The 19679-nt window shown below is 38.4% G+C and carries 20 protein-coding genes; 2 read left to right on the forward strand and 18 right to left on the reverse strand.

What is annotated here, in order from left to right:
* Positions 1-41: 41 nt before the first annotated feature.
* Positions 42-611: a bactofilin family protein gene (locus DAHG_RS09175; protein ID WP_022938050.1), complete on the reverse strand. Its 570-nt coding sequence runs from the start codon at positions 609-611 to the stop codon at positions 42-44.
* 252 nt (positions 612-863) lie between these two features.
* On the opposite strand from DAHG_RS09175, the gene DAHG_RS09180 reads away from it, so the two are divergent.
* Positions 864-2288: a hypothetical protein gene (locus DAHG_RS09180; protein WP_022938051.1), complete on the forward strand. Its 1425-nt coding sequence runs from the start codon at positions 864-866 to the stop codon at positions 2286-2288.
* Positions 2289-2307: 19 nt separating this feature from the next.
* A complete protein-coding gene (locus tag DAHG_RS09185; RefSeq protein WP_022938052.1) occupies positions 2308-2760 on the forward strand; it encodes an ATP-binding protein in 453 nt (150 codons plus the stop codon).
* Positions 2761-2764: 4 nt separating this feature from the next.
* Here DAHG_RS09185 and DAHG_RS09190 read toward each other — a convergent pair whose 3' ends face one another.
* The 17 genes from DAHG_RS09190 to DAHG_RS09275 all read right to left on the reverse strand — a co-directional run bounded on the left by DAHG_RS09190 (position 2765) and on the right by DAHG_RS09275 (position 19624).
* Positions 2765-3484, reverse strand: coding sequence for a LytR/AlgR family response regulator transcription factor (locus DAHG_RS09190; protein ID WP_022938053.1), 720 nt, complete (start codon positions 3482-3484; stop codon positions 2765-2767).
* A 21-nt stretch (positions 3485-3505) separates the two neighbouring features.
* On the reverse strand, positions 3506-4069 hold the full coding sequence (locus tag DAHG_RS09195) for an SWIM zinc finger family protein (protein ID WP_022938054.1): 564 nt from the start codon (positions 4067-4069) through the stop codon (positions 3506-3508).
* Between the two features lie 566 nt (positions 4070-4635).
* Positions 4636-5115 (reverse strand): QueT transporter family protein, encoded by a 480-nt coding sequence (locus tag DAHG_RS09205; protein WP_022938056.1) that lies wholly within the window; start codon positions 5113-5115, stop codon positions 4636-4638.
* Complete coding sequence (locus DAHG_RS09210) at positions 5112-5819, reverse strand: radical SAM protein (protein WP_022938057.1); 708 nt, start codon at positions 5817-5819, stop codon at positions 5112-5114. The genes DAHG_RS09205 and DAHG_RS09210 overlap by 4 nt, the downstream gene beginning before the upstream one ends.
* A 262-nt stretch (positions 5820-6081) precedes the next feature.
* Positions 6082-6813 (reverse strand): HAD family hydrolase, encoded by a 732-nt coding sequence (locus DAHG_RS09215; protein ID WP_022938058.1) that lies wholly within the window; start codon positions 6811-6813, stop codon positions 6082-6084.
* Complete coding sequence (locus tag DAHG_RS09220; protein WP_022938059.1) at positions 6814-7704, reverse strand: DMT family transporter; 891 nt, start codon at positions 7702-7704, stop codon at positions 6814-6816.
* A 29-nt stretch (positions 7705-7733) separates the two neighbouring features.
* On the reverse strand, positions 7734-8978 hold the full coding sequence (rpoN, locus tag DAHG_RS09225; protein ID WP_022938060.1) for an RNA polymerase factor sigma-54: 1245 nt from the start codon (positions 8976-8978) through the stop codon (positions 7734-7736).
* Positions 8979-9014: 36 nt separating this feature from the next.
* The gene (locus DAHG_RS09230; protein ID WP_022938061.1) at positions 9015-10205 is read right to left on the reverse strand and encodes an amidohydrolase; all 1191 of its coding nucleotides are present in this window, start codon (positions 10203-10205) and stop codon (positions 9015-9017) included.
* Positions 10206-10215: 10 nt separating this feature from the next.
* Positions 10216-11034, reverse strand: a complete 819-nt coding sequence (locus DAHG_RS09235; protein WP_022938062.1) for a PTS system mannose/fructose/sorbose family transporter subunit IID — start codon at positions 11032-11034, stop codon at positions 10216-10218.
* Positions 11034-11783 carry a PTS mannose/fructose/sorbose/N-acetylgalactosamine transporter subunit IIC gene (locus tag DAHG_RS09240; protein ID WP_022938063.1) on the reverse strand — a complete coding sequence of 250 codons (750 nt, stop codon included), beginning with the start codon at positions 11781-11783 and terminating at the stop codon, positions 11034-11036. Before DAHG_RS09240 ends, DAHG_RS09235 begins: the two co-directional genes overlap by 1 nt.
* A gap of 23 nt (positions 11784-11806) precedes the next feature.
* A complete protein-coding gene (locus tag DAHG_RS09245) occupies positions 11807-12298 on the reverse strand; it encodes a PTS sugar transporter subunit IIB (RefSeq protein WP_022938064.1) in 492 nt (163 codons plus the stop codon).
* Between the two features lie 5 nt (positions 12299-12303).
* Positions 12304-12708: a PTS sugar transporter subunit IIA gene (locus tag DAHG_RS09250; RefSeq protein WP_022938065.1), complete on the reverse strand. Its 405-nt coding sequence runs from the start codon at positions 12706-12708 to the stop codon at positions 12304-12306.
* A gap of 110 nt (positions 12709-12818) precedes the next feature.
* Positions 12819-15593: a sigma 54-interacting transcriptional regulator gene (locus DAHG_RS09255; RefSeq protein WP_022938066.1), complete on the reverse strand. Its 2775-nt coding sequence runs from the start codon at positions 15591-15593 to the stop codon at positions 12819-12821.
* A 297-nt stretch (positions 15594-15890) separates the two neighbouring features.
* Positions 15891-16220, reverse strand: coding sequence for a type II toxin-antitoxin system PemK/MazF family toxin (locus DAHG_RS09260; protein WP_022938067.1), 330 nt, complete (start codon positions 16218-16220; stop codon positions 15891-15893).
* Between the two features lie 3 nt (positions 16221-16223).
* Positions 16224-16505, reverse strand: coding sequence for an AbrB/MazE/SpoVT family DNA-binding domain-containing protein (locus DAHG_RS09265; protein WP_022938068.1), 282 nt, complete (start codon positions 16503-16505; stop codon positions 16224-16226).
* A 338-nt stretch (positions 16506-16843) separates the two neighbouring features.
* On the reverse strand, positions 16844-18244 hold the full coding sequence (locus DAHG_RS09270) for a glycoside hydrolase family 1 protein (protein ID WP_022938069.1): 1401 nt from the start codon (positions 18242-18244) through the stop codon (positions 16844-16846).
* Between the two features lie 18 nt (positions 18245-18262).
* Complete coding sequence (locus tag DAHG_RS09275) at positions 18263-19624, reverse strand: PTS transporter subunit EIIC (protein WP_022938070.1); 1362 nt, start codon at positions 19622-19624, stop codon at positions 18263-18265.
* Between the last annotated feature and the right edge of the window lie 55 nt (positions 19625-19679).

A 19679-nucleotide genomic window follows, 5' to 3' on the forward strand; every position in this document is an offset into this window, starting at 1 on the left:
ATTTGTGAATGATCTTCTATATCAAAATCATATTCCATAATTCATTCCGCTTTTTTCTTATTCTTAACATCAACTCCTGTTTCAACTTTACCGCTCAATTGCGCTCCCTGCCTAATATCAATCAAACCCGTTGAGATATCGCCCTTAATCACCGCCTGCTCCTGTATCAGCACTGATTCCTCAGCAAATATATTTCCTTTAAGATTCCCGCCAATTATAATTGAACGAGCCGTTAAATCTCCCACAACTTCCGTATCCCTATCGATACTAATTTGATTATTTGATGTGACATTGCCATGTACAATGGCATTTTGCAGAATAAGATTATCTGCTTTTATATTTCCTTCTGCTTTTCCATTAAGCTGTAAAATACCAGCTGTTTCAATGTTACCCTTAATTTCACCACAAAATTCAATATTCTGTCTTGCTTTGATATCACCGGTAATTACAACATCTTCAGCAATAAGAGTACCTTTTTCTGTTTGATGTGGCTGCATCAGCGGCGGCTGTTTCACAACCTCACTCTTTTCTGTTTCAACGACACTTTCCTTTGTATCATCAAAACCCATTTTCTTTACTAACTCATTAAAATTTGGTTTTGAACTACCCATAAGACCCTCCAGTTTTTTAATTTAGATAATTCCAAAAAATCAGACATAGCCGCTGATCTTCTCACGCATTAAACATCGTCTGATTACAATAAAAAATTACCTATGATTTCACTTTCATTCTATCAAAACGCTTTTTGTTTAAAAACAGCCCTTTCCTAAGTGGCATCTTTTTCTGCTTAAAAGGGAATGTTGTGAATCTTGACGGCTTTCTGAATCTCATATATCCTTAATATATAGAAAGCGGGGAGTGTCATGAAAAAGCTGTCAGATAAAAAAAACTGGATCATTTCTTTCCTTTTCGCAGGCATTGTATTAGCATTCATTACATTATTTTTCAACTTCACGCTCATTGATTCACAAATGCAAATACTATCCCCAACTTTTGATGATGCAATAGGCTGGGAAATGTACTATTACAATGGAGATGAAAAGACTTCTCTGACGGCCCGTGAATTATTTGAAACCCAAAATGAAGTTTATTATTTATCACGTACACTGAGTGAATCTGAACAGCAAGCAGGTATCACAACGATTAAGCTAAATTATACAAATCCCTGTGCTTTATTTCTTGATGATGTTCTGTTTTATACAAATATTCCCAATCTAACCGGAGAAATTGGCGCACTTGATTTTCCGCAAGAAACATTTGCGGTTCCATTTATCGCTGAAAATATAACAGTTACACTGCCGCCTGATTATGTTGGAAAGGAATTGACGCTTGCTTCTATGAATGTTGAATACTCGGGGCTGCCGATGATTTTTCTATCCAGCATTGCCCTTGATAGAACCGAGGTTACTGCGGCAGTAAACCGCATTATCATTCCAGCGGCAGCTTTGGCAATAGCCGCCTTACTTTTAATAGGACTGTGGTTTTACACCGGCATCAGCGGGAAATGGAATTTCTCAATTTTGCTGCTGCTGTTAGCTGCCTTGGTACAGACCTTTTATTATCTGCGCAATTTGGGTTATTACTTACCGAACAACCAGCTCTTTGATATTCCAATACTTGGACTTGGACGGCCGTTGTTTGTTTATATGCCGATGATTTATCTTTGGCTGCAAATGGACAAATACCGGAAAATTTATGCCCCTTTGCTGCTGATTCCCGCATTCTTTACGACTTTATTTGAATATTTAGGCCTGCTGGGCGTAAACGTATGGGATCTTATTTATCTTTCATGGCAGCTGCTGATTCCTGAGCTGATTCTCTTAATTATTTTTTCTGTTCTTGAGATGCGTGATGAAAACAGTGTTTTCAAAATATTCGTACCGGCATTGTCAATTGCCGCTGTATGCGTCTGCGGTCTATATATTGGCTCGGCTTTATTTAGTGACGGCTTTTATACATCTTACATTAATTCAATGTTCGCTCAATTATTTACTTTATCAATGCCTGATGTCTTAATTAACTGGACTGGCACCTTGCTTTTTCTGTTTTGCATGCTGATAAGATTTATTGAACTGATTCGCCGTTCAATCAACTTCCAGACTGAAATACAGGCATTGTCACTTAAAAATCAATTAGCTTATGATAACCTCAGATTAATGAACCAAAGCAGTGAAGAACTAGCGAAAATGCGCCATAATGTACTGCATCATTTTAATATTCTGTCCGATTTGAATCAGCAGGGAGAAACACAGCTTGTTGCCGATTATCTGAAGCAGGATAACCAATGATTCTGAGAAAATATTACCGATGAGAATTTGTGAGCAGCCGATTGTCAATGCCATTGTTGTCAGTGCCTTAGAACGCGCGAAAAAAGCAGGCATTGATATGACCTATCAGATCAATCTGCCTGCAGAATTATCGATTAAGGATGTCGATTTGTGCAATTATCTTATGAATTTACTGGATAATGCTATTGATGCCGCTGCTATGCTGCCAATAAATCAGCGTTGGATCAAATTAACGATGCATATACGCGCAAATTATTTATATATTGAAGCTGAAAATTCACGCACCGGCGAGGTTCTGCATGATGCCAAGGGAAATATTATCAGCAGTAAGGGTAAAAATCACGGTTATGGCATGAAAACCATGCTGGATATTGCCAGACGCTATCACAGTGATCTTCAGGTGGATATTCTGCCTGATCGTTTTGCTGTGCAAACTGCCCTTTTACTCTTAATTGACCAAAACAGCGATTAAATTTCTAATTCTTTAAATATGCAAAATACTGTCTGAGAGCTGTAGCATAAAGCCGCTTGCTGACGGGAAAACGAGCGCCATTGTCCATTTTGATTTCCTTGCGGTCTAATTCCTGAATATGTTTCAGATTCACAAGAAAACTATTGTGACAGCGGCAGAATAAATGACTCGGTAAATGCTGTTCAATGGCGGACAAGGTTCCGTTCCATGCCAGCTGACTATCTTTCAGCCAAATACACACCTTATGAGACGTTGCTTCAAGAGCATAAATATCATCATAAGCCAGCATCACATGTTTGCCTGATAATTTTAAATTCAGCTTGCTGCCCTGATAATGCTCATGGTAATTCTTTAATATCACATCACCAAGCTTCTGCCAATCAATAGGCTTCAGCATATAATAGAGCGGCTGTGTATCAAAACAATCATAAACATAATCACGATAGTTTGTCAGATAAATTAAGCTGCATTTTAATTCCTGTTCACGCAGCTCTTTCATAATCGCTAAGCCGTTTTTTGAACCGAATTCAACATCAAGCATTAAAAGCTGACACGCATCCTTGTTTTGATGCAGATAATCGATCAACCGCTGAGGTTCATTAAACGTTAACAGTTCATAATCAATGCCCTGTCTTATTCCATTATGTTCCATTAGCGCCGCTGTTTCAACCGCCGCTTCTTTTAAAAATGACTGATCATCATCACCGATTATAATTTGATACACAATTCAACTTCCTTTCTGCAGCTATGATACTTTTTTGTAATTAGCATCATAGCTTTTTTTAATTACATCCCGATACCGTAAATATAAGAAAGCTCTCAGCAAGTCTGAAAATTGATCAAAGTCCTTCATTTCAGACAAAAGCTGCCGCTTAGAAAACAAATCCAGAAACTGACCCAAATCAAAATCTCTGGCAATCTGCGCCTCTTCTTTAAAAAGATATTCCATCAGACTTTGCTGCTGCGGATATGCCTCATCCAGCCATTCATTAAAAGTTGCGGCGGTCGCTAAAATATCAAGATCAGGATCAAATTCATTCAGCAATACAAGCAATGCCGCAATTTCATGCTTACAATAGCCGCCATGTCCATAAGGGCATGAGCAATCCATATGCATCACTTCATGCTCATCATTCAGATAAATATTCGTCTGATAAACACCCTGCTGAGAATTATGCACATGAAAACTGTAAACATTATTGCCAAACTTTTTATTCAGCGTCAGTGCATGCTGACTGAATATTTCTAACCCCCGATAAAATACGACCCGCCGTGTATTTTTCAATACTTTAATCAGCTGCGCTTTCATGTCCTCACCTTCTTACTTTTATTATATCAAAAAAACATCTAGTTGACATTGCTCATGACACCCAAATGTTTTAGTTTTATCTTAAAACTCTCAAATAACTTATTCAAAACAGCTGTAAAAGCTGCCTTGTATTTCACAGATTGCTTGATTTATTTTTTAGATTTGCTTATAATAATAGTGAAGAAAGACATCTTTCAGGTGTCTGCCTTAAACAATGTTAAAAACAAGCACTCTGTCTAAACGGTCAAATTTAGAAAACAGAGTGTTTTGTTTTTATTTTTCCTTCTTTGAACTTTCAAAGAGGATGTAAAAACAAAGACGGATCAAATCGATCACTATCGCTGCACCAGACAAAACCGATGCTATAACAGCAATTATAAGTGATAAATCCATACCGTTTATCCTCCCTTCCAATCCCAAAAGGAAAAAAGAGAGAGGAGCTTATCGGCAGTCACTCTGTTAGATGTTTTCTTCTCTATAATTTTATCATATCAACACTATTTTTGAAATATAAAAAAAATTCTCATATTGATATATTTTATAACCGTATTATCCTATTCGTGATGCTAATCCAATTTAATTAATTTCAGCAAAGCTTCATTTTTCATCAAGGCTTTGAAAATCGGATAGCCGATGCACGTCACAACAACAAATTCACCCAGCATAATGGTAAAGGTGGTAAACAGAAACGGCAGATCTGAAACTACATTTAATTCTACGCCGATGATAACACAAAATAGCGTAGGCCAAAGCGTCGCAATGAGTAATGACTTACTGCGTTTGATACATTCCACCGCGCAGAAGGTTGCCGCTGTACCAAATATAACATCGACAATACCCAGCGGGCTGAAGCAATTTGCTAATGCGCATGCCAAGATCATCGCCGGACCGTACCGCTTATCAACAAATACAAGCAAGATCATTATTTCAGAAAAACGAAACTGTACAGCGCCAAAGCTTAACGGCGCCACCGCCCATGTCAGCACTACATATAATGCGGCTACAATTGCCTGCATCGCAATGGCTCTTACTGATTGCTTCCTCATGACAATACCTCGCCAACACCAAAATCAGTATTGTTCCACAGCACTTCAATTTTTGGATCAGCTTCTAAATAAGCATATTTTTCTCTGAACCAAGCAGCAAGCTGAGGGTCCTCCTTAATTTTTGTCGTATTATTTACATACATATTAACACAGCCATATTCAAAATATTTTTGGAGATATTCCATATCACGATCAATCATTTCCTTACTCTGACCTTGAATACCTACCATCAGACAAATCGATTTAAAATACTGCGCAACCTCTTCCGGTCCGCTGAATACCGTTCCCTTTTTTAAAACACGATTCCTGAAATCATCATCAAAGGTTTCTACACCATTTTTAAAAATAATAGGAATTTGAAAATAGTCTTCAATCTCAGATAAACGCTCACGATAACACCAATAAACCTCAAAGAATAATTTTTTGATGCCCTTATCCTGAACAATTTCGCGTAGTTCCGCTAATGTTTGTGTCGGCAATTCAAACACACTGCCTGAATTAATAACCTCCAAAACACCAAACTCACCTGTAATCTGCCGCAGAACATTGCGGTTAAACTCAACCATCGCCGCTTCGTCTTCACCATTATCAAGGGTATAATCGCAGAATGCACATCTGCCCCAAACACAAGGTCTGCCTTTCAGCAGTACGATTTCACGCTGGTTTTTAGCTGTTACTTTACTGTAACGCACCATATCGCTCATTAAATTTTCCTCCCTGTTTTTTATTTATGAGATGGTTATGCAAGGAACATCTCATTCCTTTAGTTAAAGGCTAATTTGTTACTTATACAATATATTTTTATCCTTTAACCCGCATATTATAGCACATTTATCTATAATGCAAACTATAAATAATATCCGCTTCGGCTTGATGAAACGTCGAACTTTGCGCTTATCAGCTAATTGATTGCCAAATATCAGCTGTTTTATGCCAAAAAGCAAAAGAATCACTGCGTTGAGTGATTCACTTGCTTTGATCAAATGAAAGGGATGTCTGATCAATTATTTCAACGATGGGATCATCACCCCGCACCGCAGAAATCTGATTTTTAAACAGATACTTTAAGACGGCTGTTAAATCATTAAGCACCACTTCAGCGCATGCAGTCATTTCAGCATCCGGACTGATTAAATCAGGTACCAGGATCGACTTGATTTCTGCCTGTTTTGCACTCAGCAAACCATTCTTTGAATCTTCAATAACGATGCACTCATCCTTGTTTAGATGATAGCGCTCCATAGCTAATAAATATATATCCGGTGCTGGCTTGCCATGCATAACCTCATCACCGCAAACAATCTTCTCAATCAAATCCGCTAACCCTGCCGCTGCCAGCTTTTCACCTACGCTAACAGTATAAGAGGAAGTTACCACAATACATTCTACATTTTCATGCCGCGCCTTAAGCAACAATTCCCGGGCGCCTTTTTTGGCTTTGATTCCTTGCTCTTTTAAAATCTGCGCCATGATTTGATGCCGATAAGCTTGAAAAGCTTCCACATCAACATTTTCAGGCAATACCTTTTTCACTAAACCCTGAGCGGTTTGCTTTGTCATGCCTGTCAGCTGATTTAAAAATGTTTCATCGGCGGTAAAGCCAAAATGCTCAGCCGCTTTTTGCCATGCCATTCTGGGAATCCGCTCAGAATCAATCAATGTGCCATCTAAATCAAGAAGTAATGCCTTTATCATCATTTACGCTGCCTTTCTTCGCTGCTTCACCTTGCGATTTTCAAATACTACCAGTAAAACGATAGCTGCTATTATTATCGTACATCCCAGCAATTTAGAAAAGGATAAACTTTCATTCAGAAACAGCCATTCACAAACCACACTGTTAATGGGCTCAAACAGACAGAAAATGGAAGCCGTTGTCGCACCCAGCTTTTTAATACCTACCTGCAGCAAGGTAATCGCAAATACCGAATTTAGGATCGCCAATAAAACGATTAAACCAAAACAGACTAGATCCAGCCGCCAAATAATTTCATGAGTAAATAAATTCAGCAGCAGCATGCAGACACATATAATCAAGGAAATATTAAATGAATACACAAAGGGATTGATTTCCTTCAGATTCTTTTTTTCAGTCAAAACCATATAAAAAGCATAGGTGCAGCCAGAACCAACTGCCATTAAAAGACCGCCCATTTTCTCCATATCATGCAGATCCATAAAGCAGCAAGTGCCAAGCAGCGCCAAAATCAACGCGAGCGTCTTGCCGCCGCCCAGCTTTTCACCGTAACAGAAACGGCAAAGCAGAGCCACAAAGATCGGATACAGAAAATGCAGCGTAGTAGCTGTACCTACAGAAATCCAATTATAGGAATAGCTAAGCAAAAGGGTTGTTCCAGTTGAACCAATTACACCGGTTATCAGCATATTTAACCGCATATCCCCACGCATTTGAAACGACGCGTGCTGACGCTTGGCCAGTAAATACAAAACCGGCATAATAATGAGATTTCGATAGAAAATCACAGTCATCGCATTACCGCCCAGCCCATAAATATACTTTGTCAGAACGGGTGTAAAGCCAAAAATCATGGCGGAAATCACCGTCATTAAGATACCTGCGATATTCACGATCTCACCCCTCTGCTTAGATATCTATTTTAAAAATTCTTACGTTTATACGCAGGAGGAATATTTAATATTTTGCGATACTTCGCAATCGCACTTCTTGATATTTCAACTCCCTCATCTTTAAGGATCAGCATTAGTTCCTGATCACTATACGGATGTTCCTTATCCTCATGCTTAATGAATCGCTGAAGCTGTTCCATGATTTGCTGATTACTTTCACCGCTCTTAACAGCAGCAGTAAAAAGCTGTTTAATTTCCATGAACTGCCCGTCAAACTGCAAAGTCTTATCCTTGATACATCTTGATATCGTTGATTCATTCAAATTAAGCGCATTGCTTAACATTTTTAATGACATGGGCTTCAGATCACCCTGATGCAGAAAATAAGCTTCCTGAATAATCAGAATCTGTGCCATCACATTCAGCAATGTCGAACAGCGGCGGGTTATACCGCTGATTAGCTGCTGAGCATCTAATACATATTTTTTGCGTACCGCTTTTACACTCTCGTCTTCATCATCAAGACAGATTGTCGATATCTGAAGATGATAGACAGCACGATCCTTCAATTCAACACAGAGCCCCTCATCATTATGCTTGATAATTACATCCGGCTCAATCGGCGGAGACATTGAAGCATACCGTGCGCCTGGTTTTGGATCAAGGGAACGGATCAAAGCTACTGCCTTTACCACATCATCCAGTTCTTCCTTCAGCTTAACCGCAAGCTGTTTTAATTTATTCTCAGCCAGCAGCTCTAACTCCTGTTCGACAATTTCAATTGCCAGATCAGCATAAATATTATCGCTGTGAATCAGCTGTAAAATCAGACAGTCTTTTAGGTTAAAGGCACCGATGCCATAAGGTTCAAAGGATCTCAGATCAGCCAATGCTCTTTCTGCTGTTTTCGCATCACTGTTCAGCAGACGGCATATTTCATCAAGTGTCATATTCAGATAACCATTTGAATCAAGAAGCAGGATGAGCGCTTCAATTAACCGCTCATCCTCATAGTCACCAATTCTCAGCTGGCTCATCAGCACATCCGTTAAAGTTTCTTCTGGCTGGATATAATTCAAAATTAAATCAAAATCAGGATCACCCTTAAAATAATTGTCATCCATCTCTAAAAAAGGATTATTCTCCAGTTCCAGCTCAACCAGTGATGATAATTCATCACTGCCCATTTCCAAAAGACGCAGCTCTTGAATCTGCTGCTTGGCATAAATTTGCTTCTGCTTTTGTTTCTGTGCTTGGGTTGTCTGGTATTTCATCTTCAACACATCCTACTTTCTGCCAACTGACACAACCTAATCTTCGTTTTTCAAACGTTCAGCAAGTTCTTCCTTCGCAGCTTCAAGAATTTCCGGGTGGGTCAAGAATTCCATCGCCGTTCTGCCCATTGCCTTAGAAGCAATTTCCAGACAATGTTTGCCATTCTCTGAAATTGCCAATTCTCTGAACTGCGCGGTATGATTACTGATTTTATAATCAGGGAATATTGTTACATATGGGTTACAAATTGGTATTCGGCGTGAAACATTGCCTAAATCTTCACCGCCGTAATCAAACGGCATGCCCTCAAGCAGCGGTTCATTTAAGGCCATCAATTCTTTGCGGCACACTTCTGATAAGATTTCATTCGGCACCCGTCCCTGATAACCTTCTTCAATCGTAATTTTAACTTCACAGTCAAGCGCGTGAGCACAGCCTTCCGCGCAGTGTCTTACTTTTTCCGCATTCATTTTCAAATCCTTCAGACTGAAAGAGGAAATACTGCCTTTCACATGCGCATAATCAGGAATTAAACCGGTACCCTTGCCGCCCTCGGTAATAATACCGGAAAGCCGCATATCACCTTTAAAATGCTGGCGCAATAAGCCCGTGGCCACAAAATATAAATTAGCCGCGCTTAACGCGTTAATACCATTTTCTGGATGACTGCCGGCATGGGCAGACTTACCGAAAAATTCAATATCCAAACGCATTGATGACATGCAGGCACCTGCCAAACGAGTTGGCGCACTCGTCGGATGCTGCATAATCACGGCATCCACCTCATCAAAAATACCAGCTTCCAGCAATTTGATCTTGCCGCCGCCGCTTTCCTCTGCCGGTGTTCCAATAACATACAGCGTACCTGTCACAGACTGTTCATCAAGAAAATGCTTAGCCTCAATCGCCGCGCCTAAAGCACTCGTACAAATCAGATTGTGACCGCAGGCATGACCCAGCTCCGGCAATGCGTCATATTCTGACACAATCGCCACTACCGGTTTGCCTGATCCGGTTTTAGCCGTAAAGGCGGTAGGCACATTGCCTGCCCCCTCAACGACTTCAAACCCCATTTTCTTCAGATAATCACACTGTACTTTACAAGCCTTATATTCCTCATAAGCTAATTCAGGATTGGCATGTACATAACGGGAAATCTCCCACAGCTCATCAAGATGCTCGTCCAAATAACGATCACACTGCTGTTTGATCCATGACATTTCCATTTTGCTGACCTTAACCTAAAATGCCAAAGAACGCGGCAACAATTGAAATCGCAAGGATTGTAAATACCAGTTTAATATAATTTTGACCTTTATGCGTAAAATACCAATAAATACCAAATACTGCCAATAATTGAAGCATACCAGGAAGAATAGCATCTAGGTTCGCCTGCAGACCAATTTCCGCACCGGTTGAAGACATTGTCCATGCCAATGGTGTAGAAACCTTAACATAAGAAGCGGATAAAGCTCCCATCATTAATAAACCTAAAACTGATGCGGCAGTAATTAAAGTATTCATCGTACCTGATTTTAATAGCTTCGGTACTGCCTCACTGCCTAATTTATAACCTAAATTACAAGTATAACGGCCAACCACAAAGATCATGATTGAGAAAATCGGCGGGAATAATAAAGCTACCGGGCTTCCCTCAAGAGCGAAAGTACAAGCCATACCTAATAAGATAGCTTTAGACATACCCCAGATTAATGTATCACCGATACCGGCAATAGGGCCCATTAAACCAAGCTTGATACCTGTAATAACATCACCGGTAAGATTGCCTTTGGCTTTTTCTTCTTCCATAGCCAATGCGATACCAACGACTACAGCACCAATCGTACCCTCAGTGTTATAGAATTCCAAATGACGCTGTAAAGCTTCCTTATAAGCTTCATCGTCATCCTTATAGATTTTTCTTAAATTCTTTGCCATCGCGGCACAGAATGAAGGTGCCTGAAGACGTTCATAAGAGTTATTTGTTTCAGCAGCTAAATACCAATATAAGTGAGCCTGATTGACTTCCTTTTTAGTTAATAAACGTTCTGACATTATGCTTGCGCCCCTTTCTTACTATCTCTATAAATCATCAGTGCAGCGATACAGATACCGAATACCGCACATGCCATATTGCCGATACCTAAATACTTAACCGCAAAGAAACCGATGAAGTAATAAGGCAGCAATTCATTACGTCCAATAGACATGATAATAACCGCGAAACCAATAGCAGGCAGAATACCGCCGGCTACTGACAGACCGGTTGTGATAAAGGCAGGCAGATAGTTAAGCAATACTTGCACAGCGTCAGCACCAAACAGATTTACTGCGAAAACAGGAATAAAACGAATAAAGAATGCGGTAATAGTAGGATAAACCATCGCACAGCGATAGATTCCCTTTTCATCACCCTTAGCGGCAAAATCATCAGCCTTATGTAACCAGATCAGGTTGCTTGTACGGCGAATCTGATCGACAAATGAACCAAGAATACCAAATGGAACCGCAATCGTAACTGCTGTATCAACATCTAAACCAAGCTGTAAAGCAACCGGAATCGAAATACAAGCTGCCAATGCACCATCACTCGGTACGTTGCCGCCGGTAAATACAACCCCTAAATATAATAGATTGATTGATGCGCCGATAATTAAACCATTCGCTACATCACCAAAAAGCAAACCATAAATAAAGCCTAAGAATACCGGTGCGCCCAATGTGCTGGATATACCATATCCGATTCTCGAAGTACCCAGAAAATAAAGGATACCGCTGATGACTGCAATCATGAATGTTGTCATAATTTCTTTCTCCTCTTTCTAATTTAGAATTTTACTTTTTCCATTACTTTGTCATATTCTGCAGATGGATCATCCGGTACCTGATGGAAATAAACCCGAACACCGGCATGCTGCATTTCGCTTAATTGATCCGCGTCACTCTTATCTAAAGTGATCGGTCCATAAACAATCTTACGTCCCGGCTGTGCGCCAAGACCGCCAATCTGCAGTTCTTTGATTTCAAAACCCTCTTTGAAACAGCGGTAAGCATCAGGCACACTCTTAAACAATACTAAGACTTCACCCTCGCCAAACTGATTTTCTTTCCATTCTTTAATCGCATCATTAATGCTGTAAACCTGAACATCAACCCCTGGAGGCGCTGCCATGATATACACGCTGCGCATAAATTCATTTGATGCCAGTGAATCATCAATTACCACGATCTTATTGGAACGGGTAATTTTGATCCATTTGTTTACAACCTGTCCGTGGATCAAACGGAAATCAATACGAATAAGCTTAATGTTTGCCATATTTATTACCTTCCTTTCAGATATGAAAGCACATCTCTGCCGCTTTCTTTTAAGGTATTTAAACCTAATTCAATCAATTCCTTGCTTTCTAAATTATTCTTTTGTGAATCCATTTCCAATAACATTGCCAGATTAACACCGGTTACGATCTGTAAATCATAACGCTGAGTCAGCTGTGCCACAGTATTGCACGGTGTACCGCCAAATAAATCAACAAGACAAATAATCGACTGTCCCTTTAGCTCTTTTAGCTTTTCCTCGATTTGTTGCATGTAGATTTCAGGTTCAACACCCTGCAGCAGTGAAAACGCATAAACATTCTTTAGTTGTCCTCCAATCATTTCCGCGGATTTGATTAATTCCTCACCGAAGCGTCCATGTGTGCAAATCAGGAATACATGGTTACTCATTCAAACTTCTCCTTTCAAAGTTAACTTTCACCTATATACCAGCAAGAATCGTGGCAACTTAAAAAAGATGCGATATTTCCGCATCTTTTTCGACAATTTTCTTCTGTGTGTTATTCTGTGTCAAACAAATCCATAACATAGCCTATTTCTGTGTCAGGCACACTGCATTTGAATTCTTCTTCTAAAATCATCATTCCCAGTTTAACCGCATGATACAGTGCCGGTTTAGCGGCTATCAGCTCATCAATCTTCTCATAATTAAGAATCTGGCCTTGAATGCAGCGCTCTGCCATGCTTCCCACATGCAGAATATAATTCACCAAAATACGGTTATAATCCTGAATATCAACCATCTTTTCAATCAGTTTAAAAGACTTTTGAATTACATCTTCAGTTTTATCCAGATCGAGGAAAGTCAATGATTCGGCAAGTACCGTATGCGTGATATAATTCGGTACTTCCTGGATATCAGATTTCGATCCCACCATTCGCTGTATAATCTGATTTATTTCATAAAGTCCATTTTCAAGGATCATTTTATCAGAAGGGATGTAAGGAACATTTTCCAGCAGCAGATCAACAGCGCCGACAATTGCTAGAATCGTCTTACCTTTCAGATCAATTTCTTTGAATGTCTCTTTGTTGCAGCAAAGCACTTCAATATCATATTCCTGAATTAAAGGAATCGCTGAGCGTAATAGATTGCCCAGTTTAATTGCGGCTCCTTCACCAGTCAGACATGTGCAGATAATCGCGTAATTCTGCTGGATGCGGTTTTTCATCTCCAAAGAAAAGGAACGGCCGATATAAGGCAGCATATCCTTAAATTCTTTTGCTAATTCATCTAATGTATATTCAACCATCATCGTTTTGCGGGTGGCCTCAAGCACTAAAGGCGTAGAAACCATCTCCACCGTGGCAACAGGAATATTGGTTTTCTCAGTAATTAATTCACCAAAGGATAATAGAGAGCCCATATCAACCATCAGCAGGACGCCCTTGCCTTCATCAATTTCTTTAACCTTATCACTGACAACCTCTAAAAATTCCTGAACATTCTGTTTCAGCGGCATATCAAGCGCATGCGCGTGATGTGTACAGAGTAAGGTATTTGCTACATCAGCCATATTGCGGGCAACCCCATTGCCATGGGCAAGCACTAATAAACCAATATGACTTGATTCTGTCTTGCGTTCCTCTTCCATACTTAAAAATAAGGTAATGAAAATGATTTCCTGCTCCGGCAGTTCAATATCAAGTTCACTCTGTAATATTGTTCTGACCGTTTTAGCTGTTTGATATTCAAGCGGATGATCCATTGCCATTGTATATTGATTGGCGCTGAATGCTGAATGAGTTACATGATTCTCAACAATGGCAGACATATGCAGAGCCATCGCGGCATAAGCCTTCTTCGGTATACTGCGGTTAATGTGATGCTCAGCAATCTGCATGGCAATCTCGACAGAACGATAAATGCGCGGTGATACAATCTTATATAATTCTTCCTTCTGAGAGATGTCGGTATTTACCAGCTTATTCATCAGACGCGAGATATACTCCTCAATCTGCTTCTTAATCTCACGGCTGATCGTATCGGCAGAATAGCCTTCAATCTCATAACGGGAGAAGGATTTCTCAATCAAACCGTAGATATCCTCAAGATCACGGAAATCAAAGGATTCAAAATTAATTTCCTGATTATAAATGAAGAGATTACCGGCATGAGAATCGATGATTTCCATGATTTCCGGCTGTTTCTCTGATTTAAAGATACCAGCATAGGTTGAATCCGCAAGCAGCGATGAATTGATTTCTACACGGGCTAAATCACGGGCCTTATAATCAAGGAAAGCACGGGCACACAGCAGCCGGATATCCGCCTTCAGCTGACCGATATTGCCGGGACAGTCATAGCCCATCAAAGCCTTCATACCCTTTTTAGTTACTTGAATAGGTATTTTAAGCTGACTGTATTCCTGACGGAGAAATTTTTCAATCAGGTCGTAGCGTTCTTTAATTGTACGCTCTTGAAGACTTGGAATCGTTATCGTCATCGGAATACGCCGCAGAAAGGTTTTCAGCAGGGCTGAGTCAGTATTTTCAGTGGTAGCGCCAAGAATCAGTACATTGGCCTTCGTATTCTTAGAATCACCCATGCGGCGGTACTCACCCTTATCAATCAGCATAAAAAGCATCTCCTGACCTTCCGGTGAAAGACGGTGGATCTCATCTAAAAACAGAATGCCGTTGTTGGCACGATGAATCAGGCCTTCCGAATCATGATCAGCACCCGTATAGGCACCCTTTACATAACCAAACAGCTGACCTAGCAGCAGCTGTGGATTATCTGCATATTCCGCACAGTTAAATACTACAAATTCAGCTTTTTCATTTAAAACACCCTGCTCCTTGGCAAAAGAATACATGATTTCCGCAAACATCGTCTTGCCGACACCCGTAGGGCCAATTAATAATGTATGCAGGCCAAAAGGCGGATAAATCATCGCGGCCTTTGCCTTTTTAATAATGGTTTTTAAACTGCCTTCACTGCCGATAATTAATTCAAAAGGATCACTGACATGCTGTTTATGTTCTTTAATCAGCAGATTCAGATGATCAGTTTCAAATACTTCGTTTTTGCCATGAGTAAGCTTTTCAAATACTTCCGCGTCAAAATAATAAACGGGGCGGCCGATTACCTTAATTACCCGCTGTTCCAAAAATAGAGTATTCAGTTCTTTACTGACATTGGCACGATCCATAGCCAGTTGATCCGCCAGCTGCGTCGCGCTAAAACCCTCAAAACCATTTTCAATATCCTTTAATGTGTATTTTTCACATGCTTTCTTAAGCATTTCACTAATTTTTGATTTACGAAGCAAAAAACTCACTCCTTCCTGTTTATCTGATAAATAGTACACCATAGAATCAAAATTGTAAACGTTATCAAACTTTCATATCAATATTCCTATTGAATATTATACAGCAATTCATATTTAAACCAGAGTAAATAAACATAAAAAATCCACCTTGAGAGAAAAGAAAGTGGGATTAAAAATTAATAGTAATTATTGAATCATCTATAATTATTAAATAACATTTACCAATGAATACCTTTAAATTTATTAGACAGATATATTCTTATATTTCAGAATAAGAAAATAGCACCTAATAAGGTGCTATTCGAAGAAACTTATGACAATTTCTTTGATTTCATCAAAAATATCCTCTGGGATTTTTTCTACAAATTTTGTTTCTCTTTTTGTTAAATCGACAGTTCTGACATGTTCACATAAAACACATCCCGTAGTCTTGGTACGCTCATCTAATGGGATGTGTACCGGGAAATTATTGTGTGTGTTTGTTATTGGACATACAATTGCTAACTGCATAAGCCTTCCATAATCTTGGTTGCTGACAATTACAGCAGGGCGATATCCTGCTTGTTCATGACCCCTTGTCGGATCAAAATTCATCATAACAATATCACCCGGATTCATTTGACGCATATACTAAATGATTTCCTTTCCAACAGGGGAATCTGTCCAGTATTCTTCCTGATTCATTTCTCCCTCGTAATTAGCAAATCGCTCAGCTAAAGTTAAATGTCTGTTTTCAGCAGGCTTTAAAATAATAAGACCATTTTCAACTTCAAGAGAGAGAGAATCATTTTCTTTTAAGGCTAATAAACCTAAAATAGCTTTAGGTAATAAAATACCTTTTCCATTCCCCCATTTTTTTATTTTTGTAGTAAGTGCATATTCATAAGTGGTTAGTTCACAATTTTTCTTCATATTTATTTACCTTCTCTATTGTATAATTTTATAATTAGTTTTAGTCATCTTAAAATTTTCTGTTATCTTATTAATTTATTAATTTCTATTGCTTACTACACCTATAGTATATACTTTGTTTATACTTTTGTCAATTGTTATTATGAGGTTTAAAAAAGTCATTTTATTAGAAAAAATGACTTTTTAGATATTCCATATCTGTCATAATTATTAGCTTTCGCAACCATATATTAATAATACAAGCTTATTGTATTAGTGAATCATATAATTTCATTTATATTTTACTTATAAATAAATTGAATTCAAATATAATTGCTTAACCCAAATTTTATACTACGTTAATTTAAATCTTCACCATTGGATGCAATACATTTCTGATACCAATAAAAAGAATCCTTTCTTAATCGTTTATAAGTTCCTTTACCCGCATCATCTACATCTACATAAATAAATCCGTAACGTTTTGACATTTCACCAGTAGCAAATGAAATTATATCAATACATCCCCACATATGATAACCCATTAATTCAACACCATCTAATGTTACCGCATCCTTCATTTCATTAAAATGATTACGTAGATAATCGATTCTATAATCATCATGTATCATACCATCCTCTGAAAATTGATCATTTGCACCTAAACCATTCTCTACAATCATTAAAGGTTTTTGATAACGATCATATAATAAATTTAAAGCATAACGTAAACCCTTGGCATCAATTTGCCAATCCCAAGCGCTTTTAGGCAGTAATTCATTTACATATCCTGTATCTGACAAGCAATTTGTGACATTATGAAAATCTGTTTTTTTACCTGCAACTTTTGTAAAATAATAGCTGAATGAAATAAAATCAACAGTACCATTCTGCAATATTTCATTATCTCCTTTTACTGTTGGAAGAACGATTCCATCACGTTCAAATTCTTTTAATTTATAATTTGGATAATATCCTCGACATTGCACATCTGCATAAAACAAATGGTTCCTTTGAAATGCATAATTCCCCCATACATCTTCTGGATCTTTAGAATTTGCATATGTAAAATAACCGGCATACATCATTCCCATTTTAAAATCTAACGAAATTTCCCGTGCAGCGATTACTGTTTTTGCACAAGCAATTAACTGATGATATGCAGCAATGGCTATATTCTCTCGTGTTGCATTTTTTATACCTGCTGAATACCAGGGAACTGTTTCTATACAATTAATTTCATTAATTAACAACCAATATTTAACTTTGTCAGCATAGTGTCTCAATACAGTAGTTGCATATGTAACAAACAAATCTATCACTTTTCGATTAGTCCAACCTCCATATGTGTCCACAATATTTAATGGAGTGTCATAATGTAATAATGTAACAACAGGTTCTATCCCATATTTATGACATTCATCAAATACCTCATCATAGAATTGCAACCCTTCTTCATTCGGTAATTTATCATCACCATTTGGGAAAATTCTTGTCCATGCAATGCTCATGCGATAAGATTTAAACCCCATTTCCGCAAATAAAGCAATATCTTCTTTGTAATGATGATAAAAATCAATCGCTGTATGATTTGGATACCAAGCATCAGACTCTAATTTGGGTGTAATACGGCGGGGGACATTATGTTTTCCTGATGTAATGATGTCCGTAACATTCATTTTTTTCCCACCTTCTAAATATGCCCCTTCGCATTGATTCGCAGCGGTTGCTCCGCCCCATAGAAATTCTTTTGGTAACATTTTCGTTTTCTCCTCTCATTACTTTTTTTTCAAAGCTACATAATATGTTAATACAAAGGCAAGTATCCAACTGATTGCCAAACCAATAAAAGCATGTACGATACTAGATTCAGGACCAATCGTGCCTACAATTCCAAAAATGCCGCCTGATGTAACAGCAAAATTCTTAACACCTGAAAAACCACCATACAGACCTCCAAAGAATAATGCTACCATCAGCGAAATCAATGCTTTCTGATTTTTCACCATATAACCAAAAAGTCCTGGTTCTGATACTCCGCCAAACATGGCAGTAATGGACAATGGAAGCATTTCCGCTTTTTTCTGTTTTAAATACACAGCAAATAAGGCTACACCCAATGTTGTATTAAATAAAATTGCTGGATAAATCCAAAAAATCTCATAACCGTATTGTGCAAGCATCATCTGACCTATGGTGACAGATGCACCACTCAAACCAAATATAATAACTAGAGGCAACCAACTAGTTGCAATCGCAACCGCAAAGCCACCCGTATGTTCATTAAGCCATAACAGTCCCTGCATCAAATAATTACTTATTACTGAGCTAAGCGGACCAATAGCACAAAATGCAACCGGAATCATGATCACAATGGTTAATGCCGGTACAATCAAACTTTTCAAAGATGCTGGAATAAAACGATCAATAAAGCGATAAACATTTGACATAATCCATACGATAATAATCAACGGTAGAATAGCATTTGCATAACTGTTTGCAATAATCGGTATACCAAAAAAACTCATATTGGCTCCGCTTTCCACTAATTCTATAAAAGCAGGTGAAATCATCATAACACCCATCAAAATACCAAGAACTTCATTTGTTTTAAAATATTTTGCTGATGTATAGCCAACAAATGCAGGTAAAAAATAAAAGCCGGCATCACTGACAAAATTCAGAAAAATTATTGTTGAATTATCTGCACCTACTAAGTTGCAAACATTAGGGCCAATCACTGTTAATACGACTTTTATCATTCCTACGCCAATAATTGTAGGTAACACAGGAAGAATACAGGCTGATAATGTATTACACATTTTATTAATTAGATTGTGTAAACTATTTTTTTCTACCTTATTTTCTTCCACTTCCGATACAGAATCACCTAATATACTAACAATCTCTTCATAAGCATTCCCAACATCTTGACCTATGATGATTTGAAACTCATCAGCCTGCCATTGTGTTCCATAAACACCGCTGAGTCCTTCAATTGCCTCTTTGTTCATTTCGCCTCGATCTTTGATATGAAAACGTAGTCTGGTTACACAACGTGTATAAAAGGATACATTTTCTGCACCACCAAGTAATTTGATAATTTGATCTGCTAGAGCATGATAATCTTTTTGTTTCATTTCATTTCCTCCTTTTATTTATTGCAAACAACGAAACGCGCGCATCTTTCATTGA

This window comes from Dielma fastidiosa (genome assembly GCF_000313565.1).
Lineage (GTDB): Bacteria > Bacillota_I > Bacilli_A > Erysipelotrichales > Erysipelotrichaceae > Dielma > Dielma fastidiosa.

Coding starts and splice junctions, on each gene's coding strand:
- DAHG_RS09175 (WP_022938050.1), bottom strand. CDS start 611: ATGGGTAGTTCAAAACCAAATTTTAATGAGTTAGTAAAGAAAATGGGT.
- DAHG_RS09180 (WP_022938051.1), top strand. CDS start 864: ATGAAAAAGCTGTCAGATAAAAAAAACTGGATCATTTCTTTCCTTTTC.
- DAHG_RS09185 (WP_022938052.1), top strand. CDS start 2,308: ATGAGAATTTGTGAGCAGCCGATTGTCAATGCCATTGTTGTCAGTGCC.
- DAHG_RS09195 (WP_022938054.1), bottom strand. CDS start 4,069: ATGAAAGCGCAGCTGATTAAAGTATTGAAAAATACACGGCGGGTCGTA.
- DAHG_RS09205 (WP_022938056.1), bottom strand. CDS start 5,115: ATGAGGAAGCAATCAGTAAGAGCCATTGCGATGCAGGCAATTGTAGCC.
- DAHG_RS09210 (WP_022938057.1), bottom strand. CDS start 5,819: ATGAGCGATATGGTGCGTTACAGTAAAGTAACAGCTAAAAACCAGCGT.
- DAHG_RS09215 (WP_022938058.1), bottom strand. CDS start 6,813: ATGATGATAAAGGCATTACTTCTTGATTTAGATGGCACATTGATTGAT.
- rpoN (WP_022938060.1), bottom strand. CDS start 8,978: ATGAAATACCAGACAACCCAAGCACAGAAACAAAAGCAGAAGCAAATT.
- DAHG_RS09230 (WP_022938061.1), bottom strand. CDS start 10,205: ATGGAAATGTCATGGATCAAACAGCAGTGTGATCGTTATTTGGACGAG.
- DAHG_RS09235 (WP_022938062.1), bottom strand. CDS start 11,034: ATGTCAGAACGTTTATTAACTAAAAAGGAAGTCAATCAGGCTCACTTA.
- DAHG_RS09240 (WP_022938063.1), bottom strand. CDS start 11,783: ATGACAACATTCATGATTGCAGTCATCAGCGGTATCCTTTATTTTCTG.
- DAHG_RS09245 (WP_022938064.1), bottom strand. CDS start 12,298: ATGGCAAACATTAAGCTTATTCGTATTGATTTCCGTTTGATCCACGGA.
- DAHG_RS09250 (WP_022938065.1), bottom strand. CDS start 12,708: ATGAGTAACCATGTATTCCTGATTTGCACACATGGACGCTTCGGTGAG.
- DAHG_RS09260 (WP_022938067.1), bottom strand. CDS start 16,220: ATGCGTCAAATGAATCCGGGTGATATTGTTATGATGAATTTTGATCCG.
- DAHG_RS09265 (WP_022938068.1), bottom strand. CDS start 16,505: ATGAAGAAAAATTGTGAACTAACCACTTATGAATATGCACTTACTACA.
- DAHG_RS09270 (WP_022938069.1), bottom strand. CDS start 18,244: ATGTTACCAAAAGAATTTCTATGGGGCGGAGCAACCGCTGCGAATCAA.
- DAHG_RS09275 (WP_022938070.1), bottom strand. CDS start 19,624: ATGAAACAAAAAGATTATCATGCTCTAGCAGATCAAATTATCAAATTA.